The organism is Hymenobacter sp. UYP22, assembly GCF_040547285.1.
In the GTDB taxonomy this organism is placed as follows: domain Bacteria; phylum Bacteroidota; class Bacteroidia; order Cytophagales; family Hymenobacteraceae; genus Hymenobacter.
Genome location: NZ_JBEPPK010000003.1, coordinates 153,472 through 174,467 on the forward strand (window position 1 = coordinate 153,472; position 20,996 = coordinate 174,467).

Below are 20,996 nucleotides of genomic sequence, written 5' to 3' on the forward strand. Positions count from 1 at the left end.
GCGCGGGCATGAGGGGGAAGAACTGGCCATGGCCAGCCAGCAAAAGCGCCGGGCCCTGGCGCTGGTAGACCACCTGCTCACTGAGGATGCCGCTCACTTGCGCACGGTAGATGAGGTGGATAAGTGGCTGTTGGAGTTGGTTCGGCCCGATCAGTTTACCGATGGCGACCCGGATAATGTGCTGACCCACCTGCACCGCAGCTTCGAAAACCTATGCGCCGTGCTGGCTGAACATGGCACCCCAGACGCGGGTAGCCTGCCACTCTTCCAGTTTCACGCCCGCCTGGGCTGGTTGCAGAAGAAACTGGAGCGGGAAAACGCCACTTAACCTCTACCCGATATGTTTAGCTACCCAACCCCCGAAGGCATAGCCCGCACCGAGCAGCTAGGCCCACACTTTGCCAAAGTGTTTTTGCCGGAAACGCCCCATCCGCTCCACATTTTTACTCAGCCCGACACTGGCGACTACCATGACCACCCGTTCAGTTTCGTCTCGCACGTCCTGCTCGAGGGCTACGTAGAACAGGTCGTTACTCTGCTGCCCGACGGAGGCCACCGCGTAGATGTCGTCCACCGTTTTCCTGGCACTTCGCACCGGGTAGAGGCCCACACCATTCACCGCATTATCGAGTTGCCCGCCGGCTACTGCGTTACCCGTGTAGAGGCCGGGCCTGTGGAACAAACCAGCGGCTTTTGGCGGTTTGATGAACTTGGTAACTGGCATCGGTACTGGAACGAAACCGAATGGAGCCTCCAGCGCCGGGTAGCCGCGTAAATGCCCGAATTTTGTATATGCTTAAAAACCCCGTTTTCTGACTGGAAACGGGGTTTTTTATGTACACCTCATACATTAATTAATTATTTATTGTCAATGTATTGCCAGTTTAAAATTAGTTTGTATCTTTGGTACAGTTAAACGCTACAACGCCTACCGCCATGTGCCAGTCTACTACCGCCGCCCCCGCCAAACGCACCCAAGGAATGAACTGGATTTCCCAGCACAAGCGCCTGGCCATCTACCTGCGCGACGGCCTGGCCTGCACCTACTGCGGTGCGTCGGTCGAGGAAGGCACCAAGCTGACGCTGGACCACCTGACCCCCTACTCGCTGGGCGGCTCCAACAAAGAAACCAACCTGGTTACCTGCTGCCTGAGCTGCAACTCGGCCCGTGGCAACCGGGACGTGAAAACCTTCGCTGCCGGCGTGGCCGCTTACAAAGGCACCGATGCTAAAGACATCCTGGCTGGCATCCGCAACCGCATCCGCCGCGTGTTGCCCCTGGCCGAAGCCAAGCAGATGGTAGCCCGCCGCGGATCGTGCGCCAAGGCCCTGGCCGAACTCAACTAATACAACTCAATCGGACCCGCTTCGGGAATACCTTCCAACCACTTCACTCTTACCACTATGAAATTTTCCGCTGAAAATCCCCGCTACATTGCCTACACCAACAGCGCCTACGGCTACGTAGAAGTAGGTACCGCCAACCGCAAAGCCGAGGCTTGGAAGCTGGCTGACGATGCTGTTAAGCAAGCCAACATTGATAACGTGTTTGCCTCGCACGCTGAAATCTATGACAAGGCGGCCAATAACGGGCAGGGCGGCATGAGCTTCCGGGTGAACATGCCCAAAAAGCAGCCCGCCAAACCCGAATTTATTCTCGTGTACGTGAATCAAGGCAGCGAATACGATGCGCCTTCGTTCACTTCGCGCAAAGCTGCGCAGGCTTACAAAGAGGAGCAGGTAGTAGATCGGGGCGTGGAAATCATGACGCGCAAGCAGTGGGACGCCTTCAAGGACGGTGCGCAGACCTGCGACACGCAGGATGAACAGGATGCTCTGCTGGACAAAACACTGAACCGCTAGAAGCACCAAGCCCCGCCTGCTGACACATGCGGGGCTATTTTCCACTTGAGTACGATTGAACGAACACGATACGATGAGCAAACCAATTCCCCCGAACTGGACACACTTACACGCCTGGTGGGCTGAAAACAAGAAGCTGTACAATGTGCCGGAAATTGCGGCCCGCGCCGGCTTGTATAAGGGCCGGGTATACGCCGCACTCGACCCCGGCAGTCAGGGCGGCAGCACTGCCCGGTATACAGATGAACTGTACGAAAAGCTGACCGCCGTGCTGCGCACTGCTTACCGTCCCTTCGCCGTGCCAGTGAATATTTCGGAAGAGAAAATTCGAGAATTGTACGATGAACAAGGGTTGGGCCTGGATGCCACGGCGGAAAAATTAGGCATTACTATGCCCAGCCTGCGCAAATACATGAATACGCTGGGCATAGAACGCCGGCCGGTTGGAGCACCTGAAAAAATCATTTCGTTTACGGTAGAACAGCTGCGGCATTTCGTGCACCGCAATATGTCCCAGGACGCGGCGGCGGTAGCAGTTGGCCTGAGCAAACCCGCGTTTCTCTCCCGCGTGGGAGAAGTAGGGTTTGACTGGAAAGAGGAAGTGGTTTCCTGGAAACAGCTGCTCTGGGAAGATATTTTGCAATGGGCAGCGGGCCGCCAAAAGGCCAAACTGCAGATGCGCGGGTTTTTCCTGACCAAAATAGCGATGAATATTGCGGTGGAGCAGAGGCTAGCCCCTGCGAAGCCCACTCTGCTACGAATGGCAGAAGTATTCGCTGCTGATGGGTTTTCCAGCCCCTACTATATCCTTGAATCCGCCACCTAAACAGCAAGTTGACATGTACCAAATTCGTAGCACTTACGATGAGTGGGCCCCTGAATACGATACGTATCCAGATGGCCGCCAGTGGCCGGGCCACTACGAAACGTATGCCGGAGCGTGGGCAGCCGTGCGTGACTACCTGTTTTCGCAGCGGTGGGCAATTCAACCGAGTCAGGAAGCACCGGATGGCCTGGGCCTGGCGCCCTATGGTCACGAACAGGCGACTACCTGGCCCGGTCAACACACCATTCAAAACGATGCCGAAACCATTGAAATCCATGCCGTCTGAGCCCGCTTCAGGTCGTGCTGGCCGCCCCAAAGGCACCAAGGATGCCCAGCCGCGTACCCGGGCCACTGTGCAGCCTGACGTAGAAACCAGCGCCTTTCTGCTGCGCTGGCAGGTATTCCCCGCCAGCGCCCGCCCCACGGCCGTTGCCCTGGCCGAGGCCGTTGGCCTGCCGGTGCGCACGTTGCACCGCCGGCTGAGTGCAGCCGGCCGCTTCACGCCCGAGCAGCTGCGCCAGGCCAACGAACTGCTGGATCAGCATACGCCCGCCGGTTGGATAGGCCCCCGACAGCCGGACCATCTGGATTAGCCCCCGCCCCGACCAGCAACTGGTCGGGGCTTTTGCTTTCCTCAACTTATTGTATGTATTTTACATACAATAATGCTCGACCAAAACCAGCCCCTTCTGCGCTTTACGCTTTTGAGCGAACTGTTCGGCCCGCAACGGCAGAGCGTAGACCCACTCGGGTGGGAAGGGATGGGTGTGACCTTGCACCGAGATGGCAAATACCATGGCCTCACCACCGAGTATACGGTAGAGCTAGGCTTCGTAAAAGAAGGTAGGGCTTACCTGGCACAGGCGCTGGATGTGGCGGGTGTAGAGGCTGAAATTGGGCTGTTGGTGGAAGTGTATGACCCCAACACGTTTACATGGGAAGTATACTACCAGGGCCGCCTGGACTTGAGCGGAGCTACTCAGACCGCTACAGAGTTCCGGTGCGCCGCCGAAAAAACCGGCTTCACGCAGAAATTTCTCAACCGAGAAGATGCCAACGTAGACCTGCTGGGACGTGAATCGGTAGGCGGCACGGCCCTGGCGGCAGTTACGCCGGCTACAGTAGAACTGCACAGCAAGGCTATCCGCCAGCGCTACGAAGCGGTAACCCCGACCAACCCGCTGCCCGCTTTCCCAGATTATGTGACGGACGGGGAGAGCCGGTTCAAGTCCATGTATTTCGGCTTCGGCACGGCCATAGTCGATGAATTCGGGGTGCAGGAAACCAACGCGGGTACCGTTACCATTGCAACTGACGACAACAGCCCAGAGGTGCCTATCTACACCACGAAGGAAGGTGGCCTGTTCAATATTGATTTCAGCATCCTGGCCCTGTTGCGCATTCAGCGGCAGAATGGCAAAGGCGACTTCGATAAGGCAGATGGGGAAATCTACTTTCGCATCAATGATGAGCAGCCCGTCACGCTGTTCGAATTTAAGGCATCGGGCATTGCCGGGGAGTTCCGCAGGCAGCTGACAGCTGGGTACCGCCTTACCCGCGAATTGGAAATCGGTGACCGGATTTACCTCTATGGCCGCCTGCATGTCTACGACATCAGCGGCCCGGCCATCGGCCCTTACCAGTTTACTACCCTGCTGGAAATGCAGGAGGGTTCCTACTTCCGGATGAGTGCCGACACGCAGACCCAGCCCACCCCTGCGGCTGGGCTGTTGCTCTATGAAGCCCTGAACCGGCTCGCGCAAGCCCTGACCGATCAGGCGGTGGCGTTTCGCTCAGCGTACTTTGGCCGCACCGACACCCTGCCCACCTACCCGGTAGATGGTCCTGGCGCCCTGACGATGGTGACCAGTGGCTTTCAGGTGCGTGGGTTTCCGCTTGCGCTCAAGTCATTATTCGCGAGCTGGAAAGACCTGTTTGATTCGTTGAACGCGGCCTACTGGCTGGGCTACGGTATAGAGCGCACCCACCCCGGCGGGCCTGAAGTAGTGCGCGTGGAGCCCGCCGGCTACTTCTACTCCGATGAAGTGGTACTGACGCTCGAAGCCCCGGTGCACGATGAACTGCCGGACGCCGACGGCACCCTCCTGAGTAATCTGCAACTCAAGGAGCTACCGGACCGCACGTACATTCAGGCCAAAGCCGGTTGGCAGAAGTGGCAAACCCAGAGCCTGAACGGCCTGGATGAATTCAATGCCAGCCGGGAATGGCACCTCCCCCTGGTGCACCCCCAGGCCACCTATGATGCCGTGGGCGGTTACATCACCGCCGGCTTCTACCTGGAAAACACCCGCCGGCAACGTTACGACGCCACTTCTACCACCGACGGGGGCAGCGACAACGACAACTTTCTGATCTGCCTGCTACGCGACTCACTTGGCGGGTTTCAGACCGAACGTAACCAGCTGTTTGCTGACGTGTCGGGCTTGTACTCCCCGGATACCGTGTACAACCTGCGCCTCTCCCCCGCCCGCATGCTGCGGCGGCACGGACCCGCGCTAGCTGCCGGGCTGCGCTATCAGACCGGCCGGCGGCTGCGCTTTGGCTTCGGAGAAGGCAACAACCAGCTCAGCACGCGGCTGCCGGGTGAAACGCCCGTGGTGGAGGGAGGCGACATTCCGGTTTCAGAATTGGATGCACCGTTGTGGCGGCCCCAGTCCTGGGAGTTCACAGCCCCCTGTAGCCGACTGCAAGCAGCGGCCGTGCTGCAGAATCCCCGGGGCCGCATCCGCTTTCAGGATGAGCGCGGCGCCTGGCAGGAAGGCTGGATTCTGGATTTCAAACATACCCTCAGTCAGCAGCAGGCCGATTTTACCCTGCTGCGCTGTCATACTCTTTCCGCCTGATGGCCTACATTCGCTATAAAGAGGTATACACGTATGCCGGCTCAGGTGCACAGCCATCGGATGATTCACCTCAGGTGGAGCGCTACTACGTCGCGACCTGGGACTTTGATACGGTAACGCGCACCAGCGTGGTGCGTCCTGCCCCGAAAAACCCGGTTTTCCTGCAATACCCCGGCGACCCTGCCCCCCAGGACGATGAAATTATCGGGGAAGTGCACGCTGAATGCATCGGTACTACCCGCCGGGCTTATATACACAGTGGCAGTGGGAAAATTGTGCCGCTGGATACGCCCAACGCCACCGAGTGCGGCTTTGGGGAACTGAAGTGGGAACGGGTACAACCATTCGCCGCGGAGCATGGCCAAGCCACCGGCCGGGTGCAGTTGGATACGGTTGGGGGGCTGGCCCCCATCAACTACGTCATCAACGGCCCTGGAGGGCTGGTAAAATCCGGTCAGCTCGACATCAATGGCTGGGCAGAGGTAGGCGGGTTGGCCGCGGCCACCTACGAGGCGCTGGTTACTGATTCCAGCCAGCCAGCCCAGCGGCTTTCCCAGGAATTTACCATACTGGCCCCGCTGGCGGCCGGCTGCACCGACCGCGCAGCCGAAAATTTCAACCCAACCGCCCGCTACGAGGATGGTTCCTGCACCTATACCCCACCGGTGCGGACGCCCGTTTTTCGGGTGCCGCACCTAAACCCGCTCCGCTTCGTGCTGGAACAGGCCACGAATAACTGTAGCGTGTTTGAAGGGCTGGACAACACCTTATTCTGCCAGCAACACCGGCCTGGCCAGCAGATGCGGCCGTTGTACCGGCAGAAGGTGCAGTTCTGCGACGTGCTGCGCCTGCAGGTGCACACCGACTTTACCAGCGTGCAAGCCGAAATCTACCAGCACCAAACCGGGCAGTTGGTACGCACCCAGCCGTTGGCCCTGGTACAACGGCTCACCGGCCTGTCCGATCCGTTGCCGGTTTCTCTTCGCGAGTACCCCGGTGGGCTGAGCGCAGTGGTAGCAGAAGCCGGTGGCCTCCCTTCCTCCCTGCGTCGGGCCGCCCGGCTTACGCTGGCTGGCGGGGCGGCGGGTACCTACCGGGTGCGGGAAGTAGCCTGGCTGGAAGGGGAACAAGTATTGGTGTTAACCCGGCCATGGAAGCCCGCGCCCGGCGACACCACCGCCCGCTGGCAGCTGGACATTGTAAACTTCAACGTCTGGGAAGTGGCGCTGAATCTGGCGGGCCTGGTTGCCGGCGACTACCAGGTGAAGCTGCGCGGTACCGATACTGCTGAGGCCGATGTCGTCGCGGTTTCAGAGCCGCTGCACCTGGCCAGTGAGCATGTGAATACGGTAGTAGTGGAGTATCGTAACCGCGACAACGCCTATGGTATGGTCTGGACAACCGGGGCGCAGGGGCGGCTGCGGCTGCCGGGCACGTTCTTCCGCCGCAAGCCTGCAGCAGAATCCACCGTGCACCGGTCCAGCAGCGGCACGCCTACCCTGTTGTCCTCTACCGTGCGCCGGCAAATAGTGCTGGAAACAGCTGGCTTACCGGATTGGCTTCATGAGCAACTCACAGTCATATTCCGGCTTGACGATGTGCGCGTGCAGGGCCGGCGCGTGCTGGCTCCAGACGGATACGAGGCCGCCGAAGTACGCAACTACCCGCTCAGCGCGGGCACGGTAACCCTGGAGTTGCTCAACGGATTTGGCACGGGCAATGGCACCGACAGTGGCGCACTGCCGGCTACAAACGACAACTTATTGGAGCTACGCGCCGGCGGGTTCCTCAAACTGCACTAGCCCTATGGCCAATTCCTATCTTGACACGCTCGACCCCTGGCCGCTCGGCACTCCCTTGCCCGCTGATGCTCTTTTTTTGATCGGCATTCCCTCACTGGGTAAGGAATTTCGCATTGAGCAGTCCCAGTTACCTGGCGACGGCGGTTCTGGGGTATCAACCGGGCAAGTCGCTATGTCGCGCACTGATCTGCAGGCAGCAGCCACGGCCGGTAAGCTCCAACCCGGTATCTCTTATCTGGTCACTGGCCGGGGCCAAGGCAAGCTGCCAGTAGTCATTACAGCTGCGAGCCGCACGCAATTAGCGGCCTTTGGTAGCCGCCTGGAATCGGATGGCGAAGTATCGGCCATTACCTACAATCTGGCCACAGACACTGATACGCTGCTAATTGGTAGTGGAGAAGCGTTAACTGCGCAGGTGCTGAGCACCCTTACGCAACAAGGTACGGGCATCACACTGGCAGTGGTAGATGGTAAACTACTGATTTCGGCCACCTCCCAACAAGCTCCTGAAGCCCCGCGCAATCCGCAGACGGATGATGTAAGCAACATCTTCTCGCACGCACTGGTGACAGGATTCCCATCAGCGGCCGATTATGAGCTGGAAAAATCAGCGGAAGCCGCAGGCTACTCCGTGCGAGCCGATGCCTACGTGCAAAACGGCCGGGTGTACTTCCCTGGCATCACCGGCCCGCATACGGTCGGCACCGTGCGCAGCCGTGTGGTCGCCAGTGGCAGCCGGCCGGCTGGTGCCCCAGTGAGTAATACTATGGCCTTCACTGGTCCAGTAGTTCCGGTCAATGCCGCCTTCCCTTATACGTTCGATTTCCCCTTGGAGTAGCCATGCCCATTGTCTTTTCGCTTCTGCCCAATAAAGCCGTCGGCTCCAGCTTCAGCCCCGACGAGTTCAATACCCTCATTTCCACCCTAACGGCTCTCGTGGCCGCCTACCCTATGGCCAATATCCCGACCCCTGCCAGCCTGGGACTATTTCCGAATAAGGCCTCCGGTCAGAAAATGACTGCGGCAGAGTTCAATAACATGGTCAACCTGCTGGGCCAGCTGGTAACAGCCGCCAACGGTGGCGGCACGACCACCCCCACCGCACTCGTTGCGGGGTTAACTACCTCTGCTGCTTCCATTGCCACCGGCACGGCGCTGACCTTCACGGCCTCGGCCAGCGGGGGCACAGGCCCCTACACCTACCTGACGCAGGCCACCAACACGGCCACGGGTGGCGTCATCAATCTGGGTAGCGCCGCTTCGGGCAGCTGGACGCCGCAGGCTGCTGGCACGTTCGACATCACCACCACCGTCACCGACGCGGCCGGTGCGGTGAAAAACTCCCCGGTGCGGCAGGTAACGGTAACAGCCGCCGTGCTACCGGTGCCGGCGCCGCCTACGTGGTCATTCAACACGCAGACGCGCATTCTCTCACTGGCCGGGCCGAGTGGCTACGAGTCAGCTACGCTGGAGTACTCGGTGAGCGGCGGGGCGTATCAGAACTACACGGCGGGCCTGAGCATCGACAGCGCCGCGCACGTTGCCGGCAAGTGGCAGGGCCGCGTGAAAGCCACGAGCACCAATCAGGCGGGAACGCCGGCCGGCAGCCCGCAGATTTCGGCCGTGGTGTCGACGGGCAACCGCTCACTGGCTGTCTGGTCAATGGGGCAATCCAACAAATCCAAGTTGGTGCCGCAAAGCTCGATGCCAGAAGGCCAGCTTGCCGAGTTTCCCGGTATAGCTGGCCCTTACTCCCGTTCTGAGATTGCTATTGTCAATGGCGGCATGATGGCAATTCAAATGGGGGTCAATGATAGAGGCTACTATCCACTACAAGCGGGCAACCCAGCACTTCAGCAGGTGGGCGGCGTCACCCCGCTGGCCTGGGAACTGGAGCGACGTAGCTCCGGCCATTTCGGCTTTGCTCACTCCTATGCAGACGGTCAGCCCAGCGAAGCATTCCTACCCACAGCGGGAAACTCTGATCAGAATAACGTTCTAAATATTCTTAAAAGGTGCCTGGTGACGTTGAAGGCCGACTTCACGACGCGAGGCATTTCGTGGAATAAGGATACTGTTTTCGGCACTATTGCTCAGGGCGAGACAGACGGCAACTTAGCCAGCTTCAAAGCAAACTGGATAACTATCCTGGACTCGCTGATCGATGGGGGCTACATTCCAGCGGACTCCGTTGTAGCGTTTCGCCTCATGGCCTCGCAAACCGTGGCCGGCGCTGATCTGGCCGTAGCGCGGGCCAACGTGCTCTCGCTGGCTAGCAGCTATACGCGGCTGAAAATAGGGACGTATGACGCGCTAAATTATAACCGCTACGATCCGCACCATGACGATTTTTACTCGGCGATGGTCGAGGCAAAGCAGATTGTGCAAATCTGGTTTGGGGAGCCGGTGCAAGTCGCTTATGTATCACCGCCACAGGAGGCCGTTTGCGGTGGGAAATTCAGACAGGCCTATTCCTTTGTGAGCATGGCGGACGCAATTCAAAAGGCCGAAACGGCAGCAGATGCCTTGTGTACTACTGGCGGCGGCGGGGGTACTACGCCACCAGTAGTTTCCAATGCCGACCCAGATTATCCGTACCTGACACTGCGCAAGCAGGAGTTTACGCAGACTTCCGGCATTACGGTGTCGAACACCAACACGCTCACGGCCACGGGTGGGCTGGATGATGTGGCCCGTTTCGCCAAAGCCCGCTATGCCATCGGCAACGATACCACACGGGCCGTAATTGGTTACTTCCGCTGGAAGCTGGTGGACGTGGCCGAGGTAACGGAAGCCGCCTTGAATGGGTCGAAGGCCAACGGCGGTATCAACAATTACATCTTCGGCGGCCGGGCCAATGTGCCGAACTACGACAACGAGTTAACTGACGTGCATTTCGGTAGCTACGTCAAGACCAGCACCGGCACGAATGGTCAGACAAACTTCGGCGCCAACCTGTACAGCCCGAACGATAACCCACCCTTCGACACCCGCGCCCTCACCGGCAAGTACCTGAGGCTGGTGTTTGAGCAAACGCGCACCATCCTGGTGCTCGAAGGTTCCACGCGGGCACAGGACATCATCCTGAGCACTGAGCGGTACCGCGCCGAGCAGGCCACCATTTACCAGTCGCTGGCGTGGTTCTGGCGCGGGGCCCGGATTGAAGATATCTGGATTGCCGCTGCCAATCCGGTGGATTTGTCGGCACAGTAGGAATTCAGCACTTCATGCATCTTATTTTTAGAACGAGATGCGTGAAGTGCTGTCTGGTTAGCTAATTTTGCTCTTCACCAATACATTTTACTATTGTAGAAATGACTACTGAGCATTTACAGATTGACGGTATCACAGTATCGTTGGAGTACAAAGACGAAGCCCACAAAGAACAACTGGTGAAGGAGGCCAGGGAAAAGATCCAGGCTGGCCACACCTGGTGGGATAACCAGGATGGTGACGGAGGATTCGCCTACGACACACAGAAAGCATAAAAAAAGGCCTCACCAATGTGGTGAGGCCTTTTTTATGCGGTACTAGACTTTAAGCGAATTTTCCCACACTTTCGTGGCCGTATCAGCTTAGGTTTTGGAATGTGTGAAGTAAGTGTATGCTGTATTACGTACAATCAAGAGGCGTTCTTAGCACAGGCCATAGAGTCAGTATTGCTACAACAGACCGCGTTTGATGTAGAACTCATCATTGGCGAGGACTACTCTACTGATAATACCCTCCAGATTGCGCTGGATTATCAGATGCGCTACCCAGACCGGATTCGGGTGTTACTTCCTGAGCATAACCAGGGGGTGATGAAAAACCTGATGGCCACCATGGATGCCTGTAGCGGCACATACATTGCTTTTTTGGAAGGTGATGATTATTGGACTGATCCACACAAACTGCAACGTCAGGTAGAAGCTTTGCGGGCGCATCCTGAATGCACCCTTTGTGCGCACGACGCCCAGGTGTTGTCAGAGGATGGGACAAGTCACAACTACTTATTCAGTAACCAGTTTCGGCATGTGCTGCCATTGACCGAGGGCATCATTACCCAGGACAAGTTAGTAGCGCACCACTGGTTTATTCCCAGCGCTTCCATGCTGTTCGTTAGAGCAGCCTTGACGCTGCCTCTACCTGCTTGGTTTGCAGGGGTACACAGTGGGGATTACACGCTGCAGCTACTAGCAACACGAACCGGCAGTATTTATTACATACCCCATGCGATGTCCGTTTATCGTCGGCACGCTACAAGCCTGACGCATTCAACGCATCGGTCGCTAACACAAAACCAAAATCGCATTTTCGAAAATCAGCAGCACCAGGCAATGATGCCCAAACGCTACTCCCGATTCTTTGAGTCGTACTTAGAGCACCTCTATTTTGAAAAAAGCGAGCTAAAAGGAGCCGAGGGAAATACGCTGGCGCAGCTTTACTACTATGCTAGAGCGGTTTCTGTTAATAGGGAGCGTTTGGGATTCCATGTCAGCAGGTTGATCAATCGTTTTCTGAAGAAATAGCCTCTACCAGCCCCGCCCACCCGGCGGGGCTTTTTTGCTTTCCTCAACTTATTGTATGTATTTTACATACAATATTATCAGCTTGTACCGCCGCCGTCCTTCCATGCCCGCTGAACAAAAAACCTCTTTCCCGCCGTGGATCATGCCGCTGTTGAGTCTGGTAGCCGGCATCATAGGCTCTCTGGTCACTTTCTCCTATAAGTATGGCACGATGGAAGGCAAGGTGAGCACCAATGCCGATAAGATTGAAACGCTGCGCTCAGACTTGAACGCGTTGCGCACCGACTATCAGACCGACAAAACTAAGCGGGACGCAGAAGCCGCCGCCCGGCTCGCCTCCTACGAGGCAGCACGGGCCGCCAAAATGGGCGAGTTGGAGCAAGCCCTGAACCGCTTGGAGAAAATACCTAGCCCCCGCTAACCCTACCAACACCTGCCATGCAACGACTCGTTTACTTCCTCGCTTTCCTGCTGCTGGTTAGCAGCTGCTCGCCCCAGACGCGCCGGCTGCGCCAGTGGAACAAATACCTAAAGGACTTAAAAAAAGAACCCGCCGTAGCTCCGGATACAGCGACCGGCCGTTACGCCCCAAATGTGGAGTTGGACCTACTCGATCAGCTTCAGCGCAAGTACCCAGGCCAAGCGGTAACGCGGACCATCACCCGCACCGAAACCAAAGAGTTGCCCGGAAAGATGGTGTATGTAGAGGTTCCGGTGAAAGCGGACACAGCCCGCAACCGGGTGGAGCGCGACTCCCTTCTGCAGGCGTTGCAACTGCTGGTGCAGTCAGAGAAGGCCGATAGTGAGCTGCGGGCAGAAGTGGCCCGGCTCCGGACAAAAGTATTGGTGGCCTTCAATGCCCGGGCCTGCCTACCCGATACGCTGGTGCGGTTTCCCAGGTACGGTATCACCTTCAAAATCGAGCGGGGCAGCGCGGGTAAGTACGGCTTTTCCATTGTGGAAGCCCCACAGAAAGTGGAGTATCCCTCGCACGTCACCGAGACTCGGCAGGAGCGAGTAGTCTACCTCGATAGCAAATTCTGGCAGTTCTGGCAGTTCTGGCTGGCCGTGTTGGTAGCATCCCGCGCCCTGCTCTGGAAAGGCATTCTGGCCCTGATTAACCTGGTATTTCCGTGAAAATTACGCTGCCCCCTCTTCCCGAGTCCATGTTGACGGCCGCCGGGTGGCTTGCCCTGGCTTTGCTACTCTGGCTCTGGCTGCGCAAGGAGCTGACACCAACCAAGATTATCAGCATCTGGGAAACCGATGGCTGCTTGTCCGCCCGGCAGATACTGGCCTGGGTAGTGGTGCTGTACGGCCTGTTTATGCGGGCCGCCGGCCGCATTGATAATGCGGCTCTGGAAAGCTGCTTTGAGTGCGGCTTCATCCTGTTCGGCATCGGCGGGGCCGTGAAGCTGGCCGAGCGCATTAAGCCGGTTACCACCACCGTCAACAGCAAGAAAACCGATATCAAAACCGAGGCGGTGAAGGTGGAAAACGATTCGCCCCGGGAAGAATACAACATCGACGCCAAGCCATGATTGTACGCGCCAACTTCTTCGCTTCTGTTCGCGCCACGCTGTTTGGCGGCACCCTGTCTCAGGAGCACGTCACCAACATCGAAGGCATCCTGGATTGCGCACTGGAGCAGAATGTCCCAGTGCAACAGATAGCCTATATCCTGGCTACCACCTACCACGAAACCGCCCACACCATGCGCCCTCTAAAGGAATATGGCCTAGGCAAAAACTACGATTACGGCAAGATGCTGGACATGGGCAAAGGCCCGGGCCGGCGGGTCGCCTACACGCAGCCGCCTCAGCTCTATTATGGGCGGGGCTACGTGCAGCTGACCTGGCTGACAAACTATCTGGGTGCGGGCAAGCGGCTCGGGATTGATCTGGCCGGCAACCCCGACGAGGCCCTGAAACCGGATGTGGCTGCTAAAATCTTAGTGCATGGCATGGTGCAGGGGTGGTTCACCGGGCGCAAACTCAGCAGCTATTTCAATCCGCTTACCGCCAACCCAGTCGAAGCCCGCCGCATCGTGAACGGCACTGACAAGGCTGCTTTGATTGCCGGCTACCACGCCAAATTCCTGTTTGCTCTTACCTGTTAACCCCTTTCTACAATGGCTAAAGAATCCGCCTCCGTCATTACCAAACACACCCTTTTCGCTGGCATTGTGCTGGTAGGCTTCGCTCTGTTCTGGGCCGTGGTGCTGCCTGCCCAAACCAAGGCATGGCAGTGGCCCAACTCCTACTGGCCCGGCGTGTTTGCCCTCTGGGCACTGGTAGCCGCCTGTTTTTGGCTGGGCAACAAGTTCAGCAAATGATCTGGTTGCTACTCACCCACCCGCTGGCCTGGTTGCTGACGTGGTGGCACCCGCGCATATGGGTCAAGCTCGACGTGCGCCGGTTCGTAAAAGCCGGGGCAAAGGATACGCTGCTGCGCACCTTCCACCGCCAACGCGCTACCCTGCGGGGCATCATCATGGTGCTGATTGCGGTGCTGGCCAGCACCCCCGCCTGGGGCCACTGGCTACCGTTTGGGCTAAGCATAGCCGGGCTGTTGATCCTACAGGCGGCTTTCTGGTTGTACGACTTCAACCCTCGCCTGAACGTGGCCCGGAACCTACCCTACGTTGGCAAGTACCACGTCAGCTGGAACCCACAGGCTGCGTACTTCCCCGACCGCTACGTGTGGCGCCGGGCCTGGGAGCAGGTGAAGGCACCGGGCGAAGTTGCCCCGCCCGCTTTCGAGGACCGATACATTATCAATATAGCCGGGCCGTTGCTGCGTGAACTGCTGAAAAACCTATGGGTGAATGGCTGCGTGGCCTATGCCCTGCTAATAACCGGCATCGGCGTATGGGCGTGGTTAAGCTAAAGCGCCGCGCCCGCCCCGGCTGGTACCGAATTCGGAAATAACAAAGCCCCGGCATCTGCCGGGGCTTTGTTCGTATACCTACGTAGCGTTACCTGCTTTCTTTCGCTTGGTCTGGTACTCTTTGGCCCGTTCTGGGCCACCGTCTGCGGCATCAATCCATCCGGACGGACGCGCATCGTAGTAGGGCCCAAGAATAGCTTTCCAGGCCTCCATCAATGGTCCGGCTACCCTCCGGGCCTTATCCTTGGCATAAATGTCTGTAGTAGAACTTTGGGCATGCCCTAGTAAAAAGGAGGATAGTGACTTGTCACCTTTGCTGAACTCTAATAACAGCGAGCCAGCCGTATGGCGGGCTGTGTGCGTGGAAATGAGATGCCACATCGGCCGGTAGTCATTCTGGGCTTTCCCATTGACAATTTTGGCATCGTTAAACAGGCGCTCCAGGCCTGCCAACTGCGCTATTTCCTTCAGCCGTTGATTGCGGGTACCCCGGGCCCGCTCGGGTAATTGCCACTGCCACCGCTCGCCAATGCGCACGGCCAACGGGGGCAGCGGGAGCAACACCTCGGCACCTGTCTTATCCTGGTAGTGGCGAAGTGCAGCCACTACTTCTCCCTCTTCCGTGCGCAGGGTCGTTAACTGCATGGTGGTTAACGTGCGCAAGTCACCATCCCGGCGGCCGGTCAGACACTGCAACAGCCACCGGTCCCGCTCTTCTGCCAGTCGAGGATCTTCCAGGCGCACCGTTAGTAATGCCTGCATCTCTTCGCGGTGTAAGTCTGGCTGCACTGCATACACTGCTTTATACCGTAGATACGGTGCCTTGGGGTTGGCCCCGATGCGAGTAGCCAGCATGCGAAAGAATTTGTAATGCTCCGCAATCGTACCGTCGGTGATGCCTTGGGCAACCAGCATCTTCCTCCACTCCAACAATACCTTCTCCGTTAACTCACCCGCTTTTAGCCCTGGCTTCCACGCCTCCAGCTGTTCTACAATGGCTTTGTAATGGTTAAGGTGAGATTCGGAGTACAGCCCGGTATTCTCTTGCTTCCACTCAGCATAATGGGTGGTGATAGGCAGCTCAGCTGGTGGAACCGGAGCCGGTGCCGGTGTCTGCTCCGGTTCGGTAGCAGCGGGGAAGATTGCCTGCTCCATCATTTCCCGGGTTACTTGCACCGTGCCCGTGGGGCCGGCCAGTGAGCGAAACGCATCCCGTAATTTCTTTTCCCATATACCGAGCTGCTCATTGATATCCTCAGCTTCCGGATGGTCGGCTAGTACCCGCCCCGTTTTGGGTTCGAACAGTTCCTGCACCTTCCGCCCTTTCTGCTGCTTGGCCAGAATGCGAATGCCTGGTGAAACAGAAAAATCGGTCCCGTGGAAATAGCACACAATCCGCACCCGGTACCACCCATCAGGCGTCGGCCGGCGCAGATAGATATGTAGGGAAAACTTATTGTAGAATAGAAAACGGGAACGAGCCATGGGCACGATATGGGTATGGTTTGGGTATGGTTTAAGCTCAAATCCTACTCGGAGCTGCCAGATACATCGGGCAAAATAGGCCCATACAAGCCGCAATAGCCCTATACTTCTGGAAGCCACAAAAAAAAGCCGCCCCACCCGGAACGGCTTTTTCTGAAATCGTGGCGCGGAGAAAATTCCCACCCAACTCCGGCCCGATTCTGACTCTGGACTTAGTGCCGGAACAACAGTTCGCGGTACTTTACCAGGGGCCAGTCCTCATCGGCCACCATCAGCTCCAGTTTGTCAACTGAGCGGCGAATGGTGTCGAAATGTGCTTTCACGGTGTCGCAGTAGGCAATGGCCCGCTCGCGCATATCGTCGATTTTGTTGGCCACTTTGCGGGCTTTCACCATCTCGTCCACTTGGGTTTTGATGGTGGTAATGTGCCGCGAAATAGCTTTGATGGTGTCCAGAGTCACTTGCGTGTTCTCGTCGTCGAGGCCCAACTCGCGCAGCCCGCGTACGTTGGCTACGAGCTTGGTTTGATAAGCAACTGCCGTAGGAATGATATGGTTCACGGCCAAGTCACCCATTACGCGGCTCTCAATCTGGATTTTCTTCATGTAGTCCTCCAACAGAATCTCGTGGCGGGCATGTAGCTCTACGTGCGAGAAAATGCGGTGGCGCTCGAACAGTGCAGCAGATTCCTCCGTCACCATGGCGTCCAGCGACTGGGGCGTGGTGGGGATGTTGCTCAGGCCCCGGGCCGCGGCTTCATCCTTCCACTCATCGGAGTATCCGTTGCCTTCGAAGCGGATGGTTTTCGAGCTGATGACGTATTCCCGCAGCACGTCCACAATGGCTACTTCCTTCTTTTTGCCCTGCTCAATGAGCTTGTCTACTGACTTCTTGAACTCAATGAGTTGCTCGGCCACAATGGCGTTGAGCGTGGTCATAGCCGAGGAGCAGTTGGCGGAGGAGCCCACGGCCCGGAACTCGAACTTGTTGCCGGTGAAGGCGAAAGGCGAGGTCCGGTTGCGGTCGGTGTTATCGAGCAGGATGGCCGGAATCTTATCGATGCCGAGCTTCAGGTAGATGTTGTCGCCTTTATCCAGGGGCACTTTGGCGGTGCGCTCCAGCTCATCCAGCACCGAGTCCAGCATCGAGCCTACGAATACCGACATAATGGCCGGCGGGGCTTCGTTGGCACCTAGGCGGTGGTCGTTGCTAGCCGAGGCGATGCTGGCGCGCAGCAAGTCGGCGTAGCGGTGCACGGCCTTGATGGTGGTAATGAAGAAGGTCAGGAATTGCAGGTTTTCCTTCGGGCGACGACCGGGAGCCAGCAGGTTCACGCCGGTATCGGTGCTCATGGCCCAGTTGTTATGCTTGCCCGAGCCGTTGACGCCCGCAAAGGGCTTCTCGTGCAGCAGCACCTTGAAGTTGTGCTTGTCGGCCACGCGCTCCATGATGTCCATGAGCAGCTGGTTGTGGTCGACGGCCAGGTTGGCGTCCTCGAAGGTAGGGGCACATTCAAACTGGTGGGGCGCTACCTCGTTGTGGCGGGTACGCAGTGGAATACCCAGCTTATTGGCTTCTTCCTCGTACTCCAGCATGTAGGCGTGCACCCGGGCCGGAATGGAGCCAAAGTAGTGGTCATCGAGCTGCTGACCTTTGGCCGGCGCGTGGCCGAACAGGGTACGGCCAGTCATTACCAGGTCGGGGCGGGCATTGTAGAGGGCGCGGTCAACCAGAAAGTACTCCTGCTCGATGCCGAGCGTGGTGTGCACGCGCTGCACGTCCTTATCAAAATACTGGCACACATCCACGGCGGCCTTTTCCAGGGTGGCCAGCGACTTCAGCAGCGGGGCTTTGTAGTCGAGGGCCTCGCCGGTGTACGCAACGAAGATGGTGGGAATGCACAAGGTTTTAGCCCCGGCAGTTTCGAGAATAAACGCTGGTGAGGTGGGGTCCCAGGCAGTGTAGCCGCGGGCCTCGAAGGTGTTGCGGATGCCGCCGTTCGGGAACGAGGACGCATCGGGCTCCTGCTGCACCAGCGCCGAGCCTTTAAAGTTCTCAATTGGCCGACCGTCGGAATTCAGGTCGAAAAAGGAGTCGTGTTTTTCGGCGGTGGCACCAGTGAGGGGCTGGAACCAGTGGGTATAGTGCGTAGCACCCTTGGCCATGGCCCATGTTTTCATGGCCGAAGCCACGGCATCAGCCACGCTGCGCTCTACCGGCGAGCCTTGCTTGATGGCCGCTTGCAGCTTCTTGAAGTATTCGCCGGGCATGGTGGCCCGCATGGCATCGAGGTTGAACACGTTCTTACCGAACGTTTCGGAGCGACGCTCACCAGCGACGGTGACGGCCAACGGCTGGCGCTGGTCAACTAGTTCGAGAGCTTTAAAGCGAAGAATTGCCATGCTAGAGTTAGGCGTGAGAGGTAATCAGGGGTTACTGCCTCAAAGGTACACGCAAGAAATAGGCTTTTACAATAACCCCTCACTTTTTTCAGCTGTTTTTTCAATTAACTTTCTGTTTCCACCTCCTTCCCTACCTTTTTTTGCACTCACTTTCCCTAAAACAGCTCGTAGTTGACTACTTGCACCTTAAATTTAAAGGAGGCTGTACCAGTAGACACCCGACCAGCACACCCAGCGGGATGTTGTTCAGCTAAGCTTCAACTAGGCGGCCTAGAGTATTATGGGGCGGAGACAGGTATACGATTTGGGGATTTAATCAACCAATGCCAGAATACTTGGCGCGGCCTGGTCTATCTGGTTGCGGGCAGTAGCATTAGCAGCGTTGCTATACTCTCCGTGAAATGGCAACGCCTACCTTTGCAGGGTGAAAAACCGCTTCGCGTTTCAGCCCCGCTACTTCATCTTCTGGCTGGCGTACTTTGTGGCGGCTAAGGCCGTCTTCCTGCTATACCATGTGGCACACACCCGTACCCTGCCCGTTGGTACTATAGGCCGGGTGTTTGGCTACGGCCTCCGGCTGGATACCTCGGCGGCAGCGTATCTGTGCGTGGTACCGTTTCTGGTGTTTAGTGTGGGCAGCCTGTTGGGGAAACGGTTTCCGCTGGAGCGGCTGCTGCGCTTCTTCACGGCCGTGGCGGGCGTTGTGCTGGCCGCCCTTACTACCGCCGACCTGGAGCTGTACCGGGCCTGGGGCTTCCGGCTTGATGCCACCCCCCTGCAATACCTGAGTACGCCCCAGGAAGCCGCCGCCTCGGCAGGCAGCGCGCCGGTAGCATTATTGCTGGGGTTGTTTGCGGGCTTGCTGGGCCTGGGCTGGTTCTTCTATAAAGGAATTGTAGGCCGCCTGCCCGAGCTGCCGGCAGGTTTCGGCCGGGGCCGGGCGGCTCTGGCGGGGCTGCTGTATCTGCTGCTGTTAGTAGTGCCGTTGCGGGGCGGCCTGCAGCAGATTCCGGTAAACCAGAGCGACGTGTACTTTTCCAGCGTGCCGTTTGCCAACCACGCTGCCGTAAACGTGCCCTGGAATGTGGCAAATTCCTTGTTTCTGCAGAACGCGGGACCCAGCCCCTACCAGTTCATGCCCGACTCGGCGGCTCAGCGGTTGGTACGGCCTCTCTACCAGCCCACCTCCGATACTACTACGCTGCTGCGCACCCTGCGGCCCAATGTGCTGTTTATCATTCTGGAAAGCTTCACGGGCAAGCTGGTCGGCCACTTGGGCGGCGAACAAGGTGTAACGCCCACTCTGGACAGCCTGGCCCGCGCCGGTATAGCCTTCCAAAACCTGTATGCCGCCGGCGACCGAAGCCAGAAAGGGCTGGTGGCATTGCTCTCGGGCTACCCCAACCAACCAGCTACCTCCATCATTAAGTACCCGCGCAAAACCGAGCGGCTGCCCCACCTGGCCCAGGTGCTGCGCGGGCAGGGCTACAGCACGGCCTACTACCACGGCGGCGAATTGGCCTTCGCCAACATGAAAAGCTACCTGGTAACGGCCGGTTACGAGAAGCTAACGGAACGCGCCGACTTTGCGCGCCAGGATCAGAACTCCAAATGGGGGGCCCACGACCACGTGCTGTTTGCCCGCATGCTGCGGGAGCTGCCCCGGCAGCGGCCCCCGTTCTTCGTAACGGCCTTCACGCTTAGCTCGCACGAGCCCTTTGATGTGCCCATGCGCCCCCGCTTCCCGGGCACCGATGAAGCCGGCCGCTTCCGCAACTCCGTGTATTACACTGACCACGTGCTGGGCCAGTTCCTGGCCCAGGCCCGCCGCCAGCCATGGTGGGCCAACACGCTGGTGGTACTGGTGGCCGACCACGGCCACCCCCAGCCCGGCGACACCCCCAACCACGCCCCCGCCAAGTTCCGGGTGCCGCTGCTCCTTACTGGCGGGGCGCTGCGCCCGGCAACGGCGGGCCGCAGCATCAGCACCTACGGCAGCCAGACCGATGTGGCCGCCACCCTCCTGCGCCAGCTGCAGCTACCCGCCACCGATTTCCGCTGGAGCCGCGACCTGCTGGCCCCCGCCCCGGCCGGCTGGGCCGGCAGCGTAGCCTTCTACTGCTTCACCGATGGATTCGGAGTAGCTTCGCCGGCCGGCACCGTGACCTACGATAATGTGGCCCGGCAAGTAATTGAGCGCGACGCCGGCGTACCGGACGCCCAGCTGCGGTTTGGGCAGGCGTATGAGCAGCTGTCGTTTTCGGATTTTCTGCGGAAATGAGGAAGCGGCTTGAATGGGGGGATGTCCATATCCATCTTCGGCTAGTCTCCTTACTTAAGCCATCCTATTCTTG

At 58.3% G+C, this 20,996-nt stretch carries 22 protein-coding genes; 20 read left to right on the forward strand and 2 right to left on the reverse strand.

Annotation, left to right across the window (positions count from 1 at the left end; all coding sequences use genetic code 11):
* Nucleotides 1–28 precede the first annotated feature (28 nt).
* The 19 genes from ABIB60_RS06890 to ABIB60_RS06980 all read left to right on the forward strand — a co-directional run bounded on the left by ABIB60_RS06890 (nt 29) and on the right by ABIB60_RS06980 (nt 14,755).
* Nucleotides 29–328 (forward strand): hypothetical protein, encoded by a 300-nt coding sequence (locus tag ABIB60_RS06890; protein WP_354578696.1) that lies wholly within the window; start codon nt 29–31, stop codon nt 326–328.
* 12 nt (nt 329–340) lie between these two features.
* Nucleotides 341–775 (forward strand): hypothetical protein, encoded by a 435-nt coding sequence (locus tag ABIB60_RS06895; RefSeq protein ID WP_354578698.1) that lies wholly within the window; start codon nt 341–343, stop codon nt 773–775.
* 161 nt (nt 776–936) lie between these two features.
* Nucleotides 937–1,347 carry an HNH endonuclease gene (locus tag ABIB60_RS06900; RefSeq protein ID WP_354578699.1) on the forward strand — a complete coding sequence of 137 codons (411 nt, stop codon included), beginning with the start codon at nt 937–939 and terminating at the stop codon, nt 1,345–1,347.
* Nucleotides 1,348–1,404: 57 nt separating this feature from the next.
* On the forward strand, nt 1,405–1,863 hold the full coding sequence (locus ABIB60_RS06905; RefSeq protein ID WP_354578700.1) for a hypothetical protein: 459 nt from the start codon (nt 1,405–1,407) through the stop codon (nt 1,861–1,863).
* A gap of 55 nt (nt 1,864–1,918) precedes the next feature.
* Complete coding sequence (locus ABIB60_RS06910; RefSeq protein ID WP_354578701.1) at nt 1,919–2,689, forward strand: hypothetical protein; 771 nt, start codon at nt 1,919–1,921, stop codon at nt 2,687–2,689.
* A gap of 13 nt (nt 2,690–2,702) precedes the next feature.
* Entirely contained in the window at nt 2,703–2,975 is a 273-nt protein-coding gene (locus ABIB60_RS06915) for a hypothetical protein (protein ID WP_354578702.1), read from the forward strand.
* A complete protein-coding gene (locus tag ABIB60_RS06920; RefSeq protein ID WP_354578704.1) occupies nt 2,965–3,282 on the forward strand; it encodes a hypothetical protein in 318 nt (105 codons plus the stop codon). The genes ABIB60_RS06915 and ABIB60_RS06920 overlap by 11 nt, the downstream gene beginning before the upstream one ends.
* Nucleotides 3,283–3,354: 72 nt before the next feature.
* Nucleotides 3,355–5,553: a hypothetical protein gene (locus ABIB60_RS06925; RefSeq protein ID WP_354578706.1), complete on the forward strand. Its 2,199-nt coding sequence runs from the start codon at nt 3,355–3,357 to the stop codon at nt 5,551–5,553.
* Nucleotides 5,553–7,355, forward strand: coding sequence for a hypothetical protein (locus tag ABIB60_RS06930; protein ID WP_354578708.1), 1,803 nt, complete (start codon nt 5,553–5,555; stop codon nt 7,353–7,355). The genes ABIB60_RS06925 and ABIB60_RS06930 overlap by 1 nt, the downstream gene beginning before the upstream one ends.
* A 172-nt stretch (nt 7,356–7,527) precedes the next feature.
* Entirely contained in the window at nt 7,528–8,193 is a 666-nt protein-coding gene (locus ABIB60_RS06935) for a hypothetical protein (protein ID WP_354578709.1), read from the forward strand.
* 2 nt (nt 8,194–8,195) lie between these two features.
* Entirely contained in the window at nt 8,196–10,568 is a 2,373-nt protein-coding gene (locus tag ABIB60_RS06940) for a hypothetical protein (RefSeq protein WP_354578711.1), read from the forward strand.
* A 101-nt stretch (nt 10,569–10,669) separates the two neighbouring features.
* Nucleotides 10,670–10,843, forward strand: coding sequence for a hypothetical protein (locus ABIB60_RS06945; protein WP_354578712.1), 174 nt, complete (start codon nt 10,670–10,672; stop codon nt 10,841–10,843).
* A 99-nt stretch (nt 10,844–10,942) separates the two neighbouring features.
* The gene (locus ABIB60_RS06950; RefSeq protein WP_354578714.1) at nt 10,943–11,866 is read left to right on the forward strand and encodes a glycosyltransferase; all 924 of its coding nucleotides are present in this window, start codon (nt 10,943–10,945) and stop codon (nt 11,864–11,866) included.
* Between the two features lie 103 nt (nt 11,867–11,969).
* Entirely contained in the window at nt 11,970–12,287 is a 318-nt protein-coding gene (locus tag ABIB60_RS06955) for a hypothetical protein (protein ID WP_354578715.1), read from the forward strand.
* Between the two features lie 17 nt (nt 12,288–12,304).
* Entirely contained in the window at nt 12,305–13,003 is a 699-nt protein-coding gene (locus tag ABIB60_RS06960) for a hypothetical protein (RefSeq protein WP_354578717.1), read from the forward strand.
* On the forward strand, nt 13,000–13,407 hold the full coding sequence (locus ABIB60_RS06965; RefSeq protein ID WP_354578719.1) for a hypothetical protein: 408 nt from the start codon (nt 13,000–13,002) through the stop codon (nt 13,405–13,407). The genes ABIB60_RS06960 and ABIB60_RS06965 overlap by 4 nt, the downstream gene beginning before the upstream one ends.
* Nucleotides 13,404–13,985 carry a glycoside hydrolase family 19 protein gene (locus ABIB60_RS06970; RefSeq protein ID WP_354578720.1) on the forward strand — a complete coding sequence of 194 codons (582 nt, stop codon included), beginning with the start codon at nt 13,404–13,406 and terminating at the stop codon, nt 13,983–13,985. The genes ABIB60_RS06965 and ABIB60_RS06970 overlap by 4 nt, the downstream gene beginning before the upstream one ends.
* A 12-nt stretch (nt 13,986–13,997) precedes the next feature.
* Nucleotides 13,998–14,201, forward strand: a complete 204-nt coding sequence (locus ABIB60_RS06975) for a hypothetical protein (protein WP_354578722.1) — start codon at nt 13,998–14,000, stop codon at nt 14,199–14,201.
* Entirely contained in the window at nt 14,198–14,755 is a 558-nt protein-coding gene (locus ABIB60_RS06980; RefSeq protein WP_354578723.1) for a hypothetical protein, read from the forward strand. Before ABIB60_RS06975 ends, ABIB60_RS06980 begins: the two co-directional genes overlap by 4 nt.
* A gap of 78 nt (nt 14,756–14,833) precedes the next feature.
* Here the strand turns inward: ABIB60_RS06980 and ABIB60_RS06985 are convergent, their stop codons facing one another.
* Nucleotides 14,834–16,240, reverse strand: a complete 1,407-nt coding sequence (locus ABIB60_RS06985) for a site-specific integrase (RefSeq protein ID WP_354578725.1) — start codon at nt 16,238–16,240, stop codon at nt 14,834–14,836.
* Nucleotides 16,241–16,452: 212 nt separating this feature from the next.
* Nucleotides 16,453–18,642 carry a glutamine synthetase III family protein gene (locus tag ABIB60_RS06990; RefSeq protein WP_354578727.1) on the reverse strand — a complete coding sequence of 730 codons (2,190 nt, stop codon included), beginning with the start codon at nt 18,640–18,642 and terminating at the stop codon, nt 16,453–16,455.
* Between the two features lie 424 nt (nt 18,643–19,066).
* Here ABIB60_RS06990 and ABIB60_RS06995 point away from each other — a divergent pair, with 424 nt between their 5' ends.
* Nucleotides 19,067–20,923, forward strand: a complete 1,857-nt coding sequence (locus ABIB60_RS06995; protein ID WP_354578729.1) for an LTA synthase family protein — start codon at nt 19,067–19,069, stop codon at nt 20,921–20,923.
* Nucleotides 20,924–20,996 lie beyond the last annotated feature (73 nt).